Annotated in this window: 14 protein-coding genes, 2 tRNA genes and 1 other RNA gene; 7 read left to right on the top strand and 10 right to left on the bottom strand. The window is 73.9% G+C overall.

The features are described from left to right. Nucleotides 1-32: 32 nt before the first annotated feature. Nucleotides 33-602: a peptide deformylase gene (def, locus tag AVL62_RS02425; RefSeq protein ID WP_058890088.1), complete on the bottom strand. Its 570-nt coding sequence runs from the start codon at nucleotides 600-602 to the stop codon at nucleotides 33-35. A 47-nt stretch (nucleotides 603-649) separates the two neighbouring features. Between def and AVL62_RS02420 the strand changes: the two genes are divergently transcribed. Beyond that, nucleotides 650-1,273: a YgjV family protein gene (locus AVL62_RS02420; RefSeq protein WP_058890177.1), complete on the top strand. Its 624-nt coding sequence runs from the start codon at nucleotides 650-652 to the stop codon at nucleotides 1,271-1,273. A gap of 60 nt (nucleotides 1,274-1,333) precedes the next feature. Here the strand turns inward: AVL62_RS02420 and AVL62_RS16835 are convergent, their stop codons facing one another. The 4 genes from AVL62_RS16835 to upp all read right to left on the bottom strand — a co-directional run bounded on the left by AVL62_RS16835 (nucleotide 1,334) and on the right by upp (nucleotide 4,310). Then, nucleotides 1,334-2,107: a PH domain-containing protein gene (locus AVL62_RS16835; RefSeq protein ID WP_201023173.1), complete on the bottom strand. Its 774-nt coding sequence runs from the start codon at nucleotides 2,105-2,107 to the stop codon at nucleotides 1,334-1,336. A gap of 15 nt (nucleotides 2,108-2,122) precedes the next feature. Then, a complete protein-coding gene (locus AVL62_RS17455) occupies nucleotides 2,123-2,293 on the bottom strand; it encodes a hypothetical protein (RefSeq protein ID WP_010149125.1) in 171 nt (56 codons plus the stop codon). A gap of 143 nt (nucleotides 2,294-2,436) precedes the next feature. Beyond that, complete coding sequence (locus tag AVL62_RS02410) at nucleotides 2,437-3,663, bottom strand: aminotransferase class I/II-fold pyridoxal phosphate-dependent enzyme (RefSeq protein ID WP_235585467.1); 1,227 nt, start codon at nucleotides 3,661-3,663, stop codon at nucleotides 2,437-2,439. 8 nt (nucleotides 3,664-3,671) lie between these two features. Beyond that, the gene (upp, locus tag AVL62_RS02405; RefSeq protein ID WP_058890087.1) at nucleotides 3,672-4,310 is read right to left on the bottom strand and encodes a uracil phosphoribosyltransferase; all 639 of its coding nucleotides are present in this window, start codon (nucleotides 4,308-4,310) and stop codon (nucleotides 3,672-3,674) included. Between the two features lie 17 nt (nucleotides 4,311-4,327). Here upp and tadA point away from each other — a divergent pair, with 17 nt between their 5' ends. Together tadA and AVL62_RS02395 are read left to right on the top strand one after the other, a co-directional pair. Further along, nucleotides 4,328-4,834 carry a tRNA adenosine(34) deaminase TadA gene (gene tadA / locus AVL62_RS02400; RefSeq protein WP_058890086.1) on the top strand — a complete coding sequence of 169 codons (507 nt, stop codon included), beginning with the start codon at nucleotides 4,328-4,330 and terminating at the stop codon, nucleotides 4,832-4,834. Nucleotides 4,835-4,884: 50 nt separating this feature from the next. Then, nucleotides 4,885-4,971, top strand: a tRNA-Ser gene (locus tag AVL62_RS02395). A gap of 72 nt (nucleotides 4,972-5,043) precedes the next feature. Here AVL62_RS02395 and AVL62_RS02390 read toward each other — a convergent pair. Continuing rightward, nucleotides 5,044-5,436 (bottom strand): DUF4190 domain-containing protein, encoded by a 393-nt coding sequence (locus tag AVL62_RS02390; RefSeq protein WP_058890085.1) that lies wholly within the window; start codon nucleotides 5,434-5,436, stop codon nucleotides 5,044-5,046. An 81-nt stretch (nucleotides 5,437-5,517) separates the two neighbouring features. Here AVL62_RS02390 and AVL62_RS02385 point away from each other — a divergent pair, with 81 nt between their 5' ends. Next, complete coding sequence (locus AVL62_RS02385) at nucleotides 5,518-7,410, top strand: cell wall-binding repeat-containing protein (protein WP_058890084.1); 1,893 nt, start codon at nucleotides 5,518-5,520, stop codon at nucleotides 7,408-7,410. Nucleotides 7,411-7,423: 13 nt separating this feature from the next. Here AVL62_RS02385 and AVL62_RS16830 read toward each other — a convergent pair whose 3' ends face one another. The 4 genes from AVL62_RS16830 to AVL62_RS02365 are packed head-to-tail and all read right to left on the bottom strand — an operon-like array spanning nucleotide 7,424 to nucleotide 9,152. After that, nucleotides 7,424-7,762: a DUF4190 domain-containing protein gene (locus AVL62_RS16830; protein ID WP_161937818.1), complete on the bottom strand. Its 339-nt coding sequence runs from the start codon at nucleotides 7,760-7,762 to the stop codon at nucleotides 7,424-7,426. A gap of 55 nt (nucleotides 7,763-7,817) precedes the next feature. Further along, nucleotides 7,818-8,297, bottom strand: coding sequence for an SRPBCC family protein (locus AVL62_RS02375; protein ID WP_058890082.1), 480 nt, complete (start codon nucleotides 8,295-8,297; stop codon nucleotides 7,818-7,820). Next, nucleotides 8,294-8,812, bottom strand: a complete 519-nt coding sequence (locus AVL62_RS02370) for a LytR C-terminal domain-containing protein (RefSeq protein ID WP_058890081.1) — start codon at nucleotides 8,810-8,812, stop codon at nucleotides 8,294-8,296. The genes AVL62_RS02375 and AVL62_RS02370 overlap by 4 nt, the downstream gene beginning before the upstream one ends. Before the next feature lie 28 nt (nucleotides 8,813-8,840). Continuing rightward, nucleotides 8,841-9,152, bottom strand: a complete 312-nt coding sequence (locus AVL62_RS02365) for a type II toxin-antitoxin system VapB family antitoxin (RefSeq protein ID WP_058890080.1) — start codon at nucleotides 9,150-9,152, stop codon at nucleotides 8,841-8,843. A 24-nt stretch (nucleotides 9,153-9,176) separates the two neighbouring features. Between AVL62_RS02365 and AVL62_RS02360 the strand changes: the two genes are divergently transcribed. From AVL62_RS02360 to ffs, 3 genes are all read left to right on the top strand, one after another. Beyond that, nucleotides 9,177-10,787, top strand: a complete 1,611-nt coding sequence (locus AVL62_RS02360) for a helicase HerA-like domain-containing protein (protein WP_058890079.1) — start codon at nucleotides 9,177-9,179, stop codon at nucleotides 10,785-10,787. 164 nt (nucleotides 10,788-10,951) lie between these two features. Further along, nucleotides 10,952-11,039 (top strand) — tRNA-Ser (locus AVL62_RS02355). Between the two features lie 129 nt (nucleotides 11,040-11,168). Beyond that, an RNA gene (gene ffs / locus AVL62_RS16335) (signal recognition particle sRNA small type) lies at nucleotides 11,169-11,267 on the top strand. Nucleotides 11,268-11,304: the final 37 nt, after the last annotated feature.

Genomic DNA, 11,304 nt, shown 5'->3' with positions numbered 1-11,304 from the left:
TCCCGCGTGTCGGTGCCGGGGCGCCGAGGACCTCAGACCTCGTCGGCGGTGGTGGAGGAGGGGTCCCACTTGACGATGCCGTCGGCCAGCCAGCCGCGGTCCTTGAGGGCCTCGCGCGCCTCCGCCTTGACCGGGCCGGTGAGCTTGTCGACGTAGAGGTAGCCGTCCAGGTGATCGGTCTCGTGCTGCAGGCAGCGGGCGAGCAGGCCCTCGCCCTCGACGACGACCTCGTTGCCGTCGAGGTCGGTCCCGGTGACCCGGGCGCGGGGGTGGCGGGCCAGGGGGAACCACTCGCCCGGCACCGACAGGCACCCCTCGCCGTCCTCCTCCTGGTCCAGCGGGCTCGGCGTGCCGAGCCGCTCCAGGACCGGGTTCACGACGACGCCGCGCGCGTTGTCCTTCCCGGGGACAGGGCAGTCATACACGAAGAGACGTAGGCGCACCCCGACCTGGTTCGCCGCCAGGCCGACGCCCTCGGCAGCCGCCATGGTGTCGAACATGTCGTCGACGAGGGTGCGCACCTCGTCGGTGATCTCGCGGACCTTCTTGGTCGGAGCATGGAGGGCCTTGTGGCCGATGACGGTGATGGGACGGACTGCCATAGGAGCAGATTCTAGGTATGCCGCGCCGCTGGCCCTACTCTGCCTCCATGAACTGGATCGAGGTGCTCGGGTGGGTCGGGTCCGCCATCCTGGTGGTCTCCCTGCTGCAGACGCGCGTCCTGCGGCTGCGCTGGATCAACCTGGTCGGCTGCATCGTGCTCATCGGCTACAACGCGGTCGTCGGCGTCTGGCCCATGGTGGGGCTCAACGTGGTCCTCGCGATCATCAACGTCGTGTACCTCTGGCGGATGCTGCGCACCCGGCACGACGCCGACGCCTACACCGTGCTGGAGGTCGAGCCGGACGACCGCTACCTCGGCCACGTGCTCGGCGTGCACGGCGAGGACATCGCGCGCTACAACCCGGGCTTCGCGCACGACCCGGCCGCCGAGCACTCGGCCTTCCTCGTGCTGCAGGGCGACGAGACGGTCGGGGTGGTGCTGGCGCGCGACGCGGGGGAGGGCACCGCCGAGATCGTGCTCGACTGGGTGACGCCGAGCCACCGTGACTTCTCGCCGGGGGAGTTCGTCTACCGCGAGTCGGGGTTGTTCGCCCGGCGCGGCTTCACCCGCGTGCTCTCACCTGCGGGTATGCGGAGTCCCTACTACGAGCGGATCGGCTTCCGCCCGCAGGGGGAGAGGTTCGTGCTCGAGGTGCCCGCGGGGAGGTGAGGGTGCGCCGGCCGAGGGTGCGGTCGGTTGGGGTCGGCGCCACCTCGCGCTGCCGAGCGGTCAGCGCAGCGGTGTCGGATCAGGGTCGACGGCCACCCGCCGCCGGCCCGAGCGGGCGGGCGCGGCGCGCCGCGGCTCCCCCTCCCACTCCCAGTCGGCCGGGAGCTCGCCGGGGTCGACCGGCTCCCAGTGCTGCCGGCGCTCGCCCTCGCGGGCCGGCGTCGCCCGGGGTTGCGGCCCGGTCCGGTCGCCTCCATGCCCCTGCGGGCCCCAGTCGTCGTCGTCCTCGTCCCACCGGTCGGCGTCCTCGCCCGGGTCGCGGACGTCGCGGCCGAAGATCGTCTCGCACATCGCCTGGTACTTCTCGTCCGGCTGCGGGATGTAGTCGATGTGGCTCAGCGCCTGGTCCTGGCCCGCGGACTCCATGACGAAACGGCCGTAGCCGAGCATCCGCCCCAGGATGGTGCGGTCGTAGCTCATGTCGGTCACCTTGACCAGCGGCATCATCGCGACCCGCTGGGTGATGAGGCCGTAGGTCTTGAGTAGGCGACGGTCGGTCGCGATGAACCACTCGCACCGCCACTCCAACACCTGCCAGCCGGCCCAGGCGCACACGACCGCGAAGACGCTCAACGCCATACCGGTCGCGGCGGCTTCGGTCACCGACGCGGCGACCCACAGGGTGAGGAAGAGGGCGCCGAGGACAGCCGCGGCCGGGCCGATGAGCTTGGCCCAGTGCCACCGGGTCGAGACGACGACCCGCTCGTCCGCCAGCAGGTAGCGTTTGGCGACGCGGCGGCTGATCTGCGGGGGTGGGGGCAGGTGTCCGCGCACGGGGACCCCTCTGCGTCAGACTCCCATCAGCTGGTTGAAGAACCGGCCGATGTTGAGGAAGCCCTGCGAGATGATGTCCCAGACGGCGCGCACGATGTCCGCGGCGCGGTCGGGGTTGGTGATGATCGCGTAGATGATGAAGCCCCACAGCAGCCAGTGCAGGACCTTCTTGACCGTGGACGGCATGTCAGGTGCCTTTCGCTGGACAGGTGGACACGGGCTGGTGTCAGTGTGGCAGATGTGACGAGGTATGCCGAGTCTCGCCACCACGTGCGTGTCGAGCCCGGACCGGGTCCCCGCGGCGGCGCCGAGGTCGGCGGGCCGGGCCGTCAGGCCCGCAGCAGCGGCGAGGCGGCCATCCGGTCCAGGGCCTCGTCGACCTCCTGCGTGGACCCGGCGAAGCTGAGCCGCACCTTGCGGTGGCCGTGGACGGTGTCGAAGTCCACACCGGGCGTGAGGGCCACGCCGCAGTCGTCGAGCAGCGCCCGGCACCACGCGACCGAGTCGTCGGTGAGGTGGCCGATGTCGCACCAGGCGTAGAACGCACCGTCCGGAGGGGCGTAGTCGCGCAGCCCGATCTCGGGCAGGCGACGGAGCAGGAGGTCGCGGGTCGCGGCATACCGCGCACGATGCCCGTCCAGCTCGGCCCGCGCACCCTCGCCGAGCGCCGCGATCGCCGCGTGCTGACCGATCGCCGGTGGACAGATGTTGAGGTTGCCGGTGAGGATCTCGAGCGGCCGCCGTAGCGAGGGCGGCGCCAGCAGCCAGCCGACCCGCCACCCCGTCATGGAGAAGTACTTGCTCACCGACCCCACGACGACGCTCTCCTGCGAGGTCGCCCAGGCGCTCGCGACCTCCCGGCCGTAGGTCAGCCCGTGGTAGATCTCGTCGCTGATGAGCAGCGTCCCGTGCTCCTCGCACCAGGCGGTGAGCTCGGCCAGCACCTGAGCATCGATGACGGTCCCGGTCGGGTTGGCGGGGGAGGCCACGATGAGCCCGGCGGGGGGCTCCGGCAGGGCGTCGAGCATCTCGACCGTGGGCTGGAAGCGGGTGTCCGGTCCGCAGGCCAGCTCGACCACCTCGCAGCCGAGGGCCGCCAGGCTGTTGCGGTAGGCCGGGTAGCCGGGCCGCGTCATCGCCACCTGGTCGCCGGCGTCGAAGGCGGCGAGGAAGAGCGTGGTGAAGGCGCCCGAGCTGCCGGGGAAGACGACGACGTCGTCGGGGTCGACGTCGATGCCGGCGCTCTCCCGGTGGTGCTCGGCGACGGCGCGGCGCAGCGGCAGGATGCCGGTCGACTCGGTGTAGCCCAGGACGTCGGTGTCCAGCGCCGCGATCGCCGCGGCCCGGGCCACCGCGGGGGCCGGGGTGGAGGGCTGCCCGGCGCACAGGGTGAGCACGTCGCCGTGGGTGCGCTGACGCAGGGCGGCGGCCTTGAGCACCTCCATGACGTGGAAGGGCTCGACCGCCGAGCGCGCCGACGCGAGCCTGCGACCCGCCGGGACCTCGCTCGCGCGCGTCGCAGCGGGCGCCGCGTCCGCGGGCTGGGGCGGCGGCATACCTGTCCTCAGACCACGCCGTAGAGCCGGTCGCCGGCGTCGCCGAGCCCGGGCACGATGTAGCCCTGCTCGTTGAGGCGCTCGTCGATGGCTCCGGTCACCAGGGTGATGGGGGGCTCGACGTCGGCCAGCCCGGCCTGGACCTTCTCGATCCCCTCCGGCGCCGAGAGCAGGGTGATCGCGGTGATGTCGTCGGCGCCGCGTTCCACGAGGAAGCGGATGGCCGCGATGAGCGTCCCGCCGGTCGCGAGCATCGGGTCGAGGACGTAGCACTGCCGACGGTCGAGGTCGTCCGGCAGCCGGTTGGCGTAGGTGTGCGCCTCGAGGGTCTCCTCGTTGCGGACCATCCCGAGGAAGCCGACCTCGGCGGTCGGCAGCATCCGCATCATGCCGTCCAACATCCCCAGCCCGGCGCGCAGGATCGGCACGACGAGCGGCTTGGGCGTGGCCAGGTGGATGCCCGTCGTCGCGGCCACCGGTGTCTCGATCTCGAAGGGCGAGACCCGCACCTCGCGGGTGGCCTCGTAGGCGAGCAGCGTCACCAGCTCGTCGGCCAGGCGGCGGAAGGTCGGGGTGTCGGTCCTCCGGTCGCGCAGGTAGGTCAGCTTGTGGGCGATGAGCGGGTGGTCGGCAACGAGGACGCGCATAGGCCAGACTCTAGGACGTGACCGACGTCCCCGACACCCCGCCCGCGACCCCGCCCGGCGCGGCGTGGGGCCCGGGGAGGTATGCCGACTGGGTCGCCCAGGCGCTCGCGCAGGCCCGGGCGGTGGGGGAGTCCGGTGACGTGCCCGTGGGGGCGCTCGTCGTCGACGCCGGCGGGCGGGTGGTCGGGCGGGGCCGCAACGTGCGCGAGCTCGCGCACGACCCGACCGGGCACGCGGAGGTCGTGGCCCTGCGGGAGGCGGGGGCCGCCCTCAGGTCGTGGCGGCTGGACGGGTGCTCGCTCGTCGTGACCCTCGAGCCCTGCGCGATGTGCGCCGGGGCCGCCGTCCTCGCCCGGGTCGACCGGGTGGTCTTCGGGGCGTGGGACGACAAGGCGGGGGCCTGCGGGTCGGTGTGGGACCTGCCCCGGGACCGCCGCTCGCTGCACCGGGTCGAGGTGGTCGGTGGGGTGCTGGAGGAGGAGTGCGCCGCGCTGCTCACCACCTTCTTCACCGACCGTCGCTGACGGGGGCGACTGTTTGGGGTGGGCCCGTCTCGTCGGGTAGCCTCGTCGACGGTGGCGTGTCCGAGCGGCCTAAGGAGCACGCCTCGAAAGCGTGTGTGGGCGCAAGTCCACCGTGGGTTCAAATCCCACCGCCACCGCGGTGTCGCTGGATCGACACGAGAACCCCCGGACCACCGGTCCGGGGGTTCTTCCGTGCCGGGGACGGCCGGTCAGCCGAGGGCGTCGGCCACGCCGACGACGACCGCGACGAAGAGGCCGGCCAGCATCCACAGCAGGAGGAAGACGGAGCCGACGATCCCGAGCGTACGGGCCACGACCAGCTGCCAGCGGCCACGGGTGGGGACGGGGGAGCGGTCGACCTCGCGCAGCGCGAGATGGGCCACCACCCACGCGACGGGTCCGAGGACGGCGACGCCGCACACGGACAGGATCCCGAGGACGAGCGCCGCCCCGGTCCGCGGGTGGGGTGCTGCGGGCGCGGTGCGCCGGGGCCCGGCGGGGGGCCTGCGGTCGGCGGTGGCCGGTCCGGGGTCGGCATACGGGTCGTCGGGCTCGGAGCCGGCGCCGAACTGCGGCGCGGGTGGGGGCTCGAAGCGGTACATCCTCCGAGGCTACCCGCCGGTCCTCGGAGCCACCTGGGCGAGACCACGGCGCTCGCCGCGGGCCTGCTGGCCTCCCCGCTCGTGGCGCTCGCCGAGCCCCCGGCGGACGAGGAGGGCCGGCCCGGCGCGCTCACCCTCCCGGCGGCGCCCGCCGTCGAGGTGCCTGGCCCGGCGGAGGCGTCCACGCCCCCGGCCGGCGAGGTGCCCGCCCCGGGCGTGCGCGCGGCCGACCTGGCGGCCGCCGCCGACCGGGGTGCCGTCTGGCTCGCCGCCCAGGCCGGCACCGGCCGGATGACGACCGACGGGCTCGCCCTGGCCGTCATCGCGCTGGGTGCGGCCGGTCCGGAGCACGCGAGCGACCTCCAGCGCCTCACCGGCCAGCTGGAGCGGCGCGCCCCCACGGCGGCGGCCGACCCCGTGGTCCTCGGCCTCACCGCCATCGCGGTCGACGTCGCCGGCCGCAACCCGAGGTCGTTCGGTGGTGTCGACCTCGTGGCCGCCCTGCGGGCCGAGCTGGCCGACGGACGGTGCGGCGACGACTGGGTCTTCGTCACTGGCATCTGCGTCATGGGTCTGAAGCGCAGCGGCGGCACCGTCCCCCAGGCCGCGGTCGACGCCGTCGCCGCGGCGGCCGACCCGACGACCGCCGGCATCAGGTCCGGGGGCGGGGTCGAGGCGTGGTCCACCGCGGTCACGCCCCAGGCCATGGCGGCCGTGGACACCATGCGCCACGCCCGCGCCACCGGGCTCGGTGCGCGCGACTACCTCTCGCTCTCCCGCGGCAGCGCGCCGGTGCTCGCCGAGGACCTGCCCGTCGGGGTCAACGCGCTGGCCCAGCAGAGCTTCGCCGTGGCCCGGACCGACGCCGACGAGCTCGCGCGGCGGGACGCCACCATGACCTGGCTGCTGCAGCAGCAGCACGCCGACGGGGCGCTGCCGGAGTACTTCGAGCACGCCGACGGCGACGTCTGGGCGACCGCCCTCACCGTCCTCGCGTGGTCGGGGCGCTCCCTGACCACCGACGCCGCCGCCACGACCGACTACCAGCGGCACTCCGTCGTCGAGCGCATCAGCGGCACCGACCGCTACGCCGTCGCCGCCAACATCGCCGCCTCCTGGGCCGACGGCGCGGACACGGTCGTCGTCGTCTCGGGCCAGAACTTCCCCGACGCGCTGTCCGGCTCCGCGCTCGCCGGCCTGGTCGGCGGCCCCGTCCTGCTCACCAAGAAGGCCAGCCTGCCGGGCTCGACGGTGCGCGCCCTGAAGGCCCTGGACCCGCGCCGGATCGTCGTGCTGGGCGGCACCGGGGCGGTGACCCAGGGGGTGGCCGACGAGCTCCTGCGCTACGCCGACGGGGTGGAGCGCGTCACGGGGGCCGACCGCTACGCCGTCTCGGGCGCGGTCGCCTCCTCCTTCTGGGAGCAGGGCGGGTCCACGGCCTACCTGGCGACCGGCGCCGACTGGCCGGACGGGCTCACCGGCGGGGCGGCCGCGGCCTACGAGGGCGCGCCGCTGCTGCTCACCAAGCACGACGAGGTGCCGTCCCCGGTCATGGACGCCCTGCGCTACCTGCGGCCGGACGAGGTCGTCGTGCTCGGCGGCACCGGCGCGGTGTCCGGTGACGTCATCACCCAGCTGCGCCGGGGCCTCGGCGGCGCCTCGGCACCCACCGTCCGTCGGATCGACGGCGCGGACCGGTATGCCGTCGCCTCCCGCGTCGCGCAGCGCATCCCGGCCGCGCAGCGGATGGCCTTCGTCGCCACCGGTCGCAACTGGCCGGACGCCCTCGCCGGCGGCGCCCTCGCCGGTCAGGTCGACAGCCCCATGCTGCTCGTGCGTCCGGACGGGGTGCCCACCCAGACCCGGCAGAGCCTGCAGGTGCGCCGGCCGGGCTACGTCGGTGCGTTCGGCGGTCCGGCGGCGATCCTGCCGGTGGCGCTGCAGCAGGTGCGGCTCGTCGACACGGGACGGTAGTCGACACCCGGCCTCAGACGGCGAGCAGCAGGACCCCGAGCACCGCGGCGACGACGATGACCGTCATGACGGCGAGGAGGGCGCTCGCCACGACCCCCATCGCCTGCGCGGCCACCAGCTGGCCCCGGTTGACGACCACGACCGGGGCGGCGTCCACCTCCCGCAGCGCCCGGCGGGACATCGCCCAGGCAAACGGGCCGAGCGGGGTGAAGACGGTCACGCTCAGCAGCCCCAGCACCAGCGACGGGGTGCCCCGCGGGTGCTGGTAACCCGGCGGACCCCACGGGCCGTACTCCAGTGGCGGTGGTCGCCAGGGGGCGCCGGGGTCAGGAGGGGCTGCGAGGTGGTCCATGCACCGAACCTAGGGCCGGCCGGGGGGCGGCCGCTGCAGTTGTCCACAGGCAGGCTCAGCGGGCGTGCAGCCCTTCGGCGGCCGCCGCGATGTCGTCGAGCTCGGTGCGCAGCGCCTTCTCGGTCAGCTTGAGCCCGAGCGGGCCGACGACCCGCAGCGCCAGGCGCTGGAGGGCGCGGGGGTCGGGCGTGCTGGCGCTGAAGTGCACCGTCAGCAGGGTGGCGTCGGACTCGGCGAGCGGCTCGAGGGTGAGCACGGTGCGGTAGGTGGTGTTGCCGGAGCGCGCCTCGGTCTCGGTCCGGCGCTCGGGGTCGTTGTCGACCACCCAGATCTCCTGGGTGTCCGAGGCTCCCATCATCCGGCGCGTCTCCCGCCAGCCGGTGCCGATGGCATACGGGCCGGGGGTGATGACGTGCAGGTCGGTGACCTGGGAGAGGCGCTCCTGGGCGCGCTCGAGGTCGGTGATGACCTCCCAGACCGCGCCCGCGGGGGCCTCGACCCGGCGCTGGACGCGGACCTCGTGCTGGGGGCTCACCGGCCGTCCCCGGTCGGCTCGGGCTCCTCGGGGGCGGGCAGGTCCTCCCACGCGTCGCCCAGCACGAGGTCCAGCGTGGCGTCCTCGCGCTCGTCCTGCACCAGCTCCACCTCCTGGGGGAGGGCCTCGGCCAGCAGCTGCGCACCCTCCAGGCCGGAGGGACCGTGGATGATCTGCCCGGGGCCCTCGAGGTCGGCACCGGAGTTGTCCACCCCGTCGACGGTGAACCCCCGCGCCTGCAGTCCTTCGCTCGCCCGGCCGGCCAGCCCGACGACGCCCGTGGAGTTGAAGACGTTGACGACGACGTCCTCCGTCTCCAGCGTGGGGGTCGGTGCCGCCACCGTCGCCGGGGCCTCGTCGGCGTCCCCGCCCATGCCGAACCAGCCCTGCATCGAGGCCATCGCCAAGACGAGCGCCAGCACGAGGACGCCGAGGAGGGCCGCCATGACCATGGCGGCGCGACGGCGCGCCCGGCGGGCGGCGGTCGACATGCCGGCGGTGCGCACGTATCCCACGCAGAAGTCCTTCCCGAAGGGCAGCAGGCTAGCGAGTCGCCGTGCCGTCGAGGTCGAGGACACGCCCGTGGACGGCGGGTCGGCCCTGGAGCGCGGCCCGCAGGGCACGGTGCAGGCCGTCCTCGAGGTAGAGCGTGCCCCGCCACCGGACGACGTGGCAGAAGATGTCGCCGTAGAAGGTGGAGTCGGAGGACAGCAGCGCCCTCAGGTCCAGCTCCGAGCGGGTGGTCACGAGGTCGTCCAGGCGCAGCATCCGGGGTGGCAGGTGGGCCCAGTCGCTGGGCTCGTCCAGGCCGTGCGGGGGGTAGGGCTGCTCGTCCCCGACGCCCTTGAAGATCATGCCGTTCAGTCTAGAGTCTGGGGGGTGAGCGAGCAGAGCAGCAGCCAGGTCGACCGGATCAAGGAGGCGTACGCCTTCGACGGGCCGAGCATCACGCTGGGTGGCGCGGTCGGCGCCGACGGGGACGCCGTGGCGAGCGAGGCCGTCGTCCGGCTGCCGCTGGGGTCGATGAACCGGCACGGGCTGGTCGCCGGGGCGACGGGCACCGGCAAGACGGTCACCCTCCAGGTGCTCGCCGAGCAGCTCTCCGACGCCGGGGTCCCCGTCTTCCTCGCGGACGTCAAGGGCGACCTGACCGGGCTGGCCACCCCGGCCGAGGGCGGGGGGAAGGTCGAGGAGCGGATGACCGGCCTCGCCCAGGAGTGGGAGGCGAAGGCCTACCCGGTCGAGCTGCTCAACCTCGGCGGGCACGGCGTGGGCAACCCGGTGCGGGCCACGGTCACCGGCTTCGGGCCGACGTTGCTGTCGAAGGTGCTCGGCCTCAACCAGACCCAGGAGTCCAGCCTGGGCCTCATCTTCTACTGGGCCGACCAGCAGGGGCTGGTGCTGCTGGACCTCAAGGACCTCGTCGCCGTCATCCAGCACCTCGTCTCCGACGAGGGCCGGGCGGACCTCAAGGGGCTGGGCGGCATCGCGACGTCGACGGCGGGGGTCATCCTGCGCGAGCTCATCGGCCTGTCCGCGGCCGGGGGAGACGTCTTCTTCGGCGAGCCGGAGTTCGAGACCGCCGACCTGCTGCGCACCACCCCCGAGGGCGCCGGCGTCATCACCCTGCTCGAGCTGCCCGGGGTGCGGGACCGGCCGGTGCTCTTCTCGACCTTCCTCATGTGGCTGCTGGCCGAGCTCTTCCAGGACCTGCCCGAGGTGGGCGACCCGGAGAAGCCGACGCTCGTCTTCGTCCTCGACGAGGCGCACCTGCTCTTCGACGACGCCTCCGACGCCTTCCTCGACGCCGTCGAGCAGGCGGTCCGCCTCATCCGGTCCAAGGGGGTCGGGGTCTTCTTCGTCACGCAGACCCCGACGGACGTGCCGGACGCCGTCCTCGCCCAGCTCGGCAACCGGGTGCAGCACGCGCTGCGCGCCCACACCCCCAACGACGCCAAGGCGCTCCGGGCGACCGTGTCGACCTTCCCGACCAGCGACTACGACCTGGGGGAGGTCCTCACCTCGCTGCGCACCGGGGAGGCGGTCGTCACCGTGCTCTCCGAGGAGGGCGCGCCGACCCCGGTCGCGCGGACCATGCTCCGGGCCCCCCAGGCCCGCATCGGGCCCTCGGAGGAGGAGGTCGTGCGGACGCTGGTGGCCGGCTCCTCCCTGTCCGGCCGGTATGCCGAGGCCCTCGACCGCGAGTCCGCGCACGAGATGCTCGCCGCGCGGATGGAGGCGGCGACCCGGGCGGCGCAGGAGCAGGAGGCCGCCGAGACCGCGGCGCGGGAGCGGGAGGCGGCCCCGGCCCCCGGAGGCGGAGGGGGCCGCGGCGCGGGCGCGGATGCAGACCCTGGGCGCCAGGACGCGGAAGGCGGAATACTCGAGCAGGTCGTCTCCTCCGGCGCGTTCCGCTCGATGCTGCGCTCGGCGGGCACCGTCATCGGGCGTGAGATCACCCGCTCGGTCTTCGGCACCCGCCGCCGCTGACCGCACCGGACGCGCGCTCAGCCCGCACCGGACGCGCGCTCAGCCCGCACCGGACGCGTGCTCAGCCCGCACCGGACGCGTGCTCAGCCGGCACCGGACGCGTGCTCAGCCGGCACCGCACGCGCGTTTGGGCCGCCCGGACCGCCTCGGGTATCCTGCTGCGCGGAGGATTCGCATAGCGGCCTAGTGCGCACGATTGGAAATCGTGTTGGGATAAAACCCTCGGGGGTTCAAATCCCCCATCCTCCGCCAGTCGGCGAGGCCCCGGGCCACCGTTCCACGGTGACCGGGGCCTTCCGCATACCCGGGCCTTCCACACACCCGTGCAGCCTGCGCGCGCGGGCCGTCTTGGACAGTCTCGGCCGAGCACCTAGACTGGGCGCCGGACCCCTCGTGCGGTGGTACCTCGGTGAACTCCCCCAGGGCAGGAATGCAGCAAGGGCAATCGAGCTCTTCCAGGTGCGCGAGGGGTTCTCCATGCCCTGCTGCCGACGGCCCCGCACCGTCGCTCCCCCGT

It is taken from the genome of Serinicoccus chungangensis (assembly GCF_001483745.1).
GTDB lineage: Bacteria > Actinomycetota > Actinomycetes > Actinomycetales > Dermatophilaceae > Ornithinicoccus > Ornithinicoccus chungangensis_A.
This window is presented reverse-complemented; position numbering and strand designations above follow the sequence as displayed.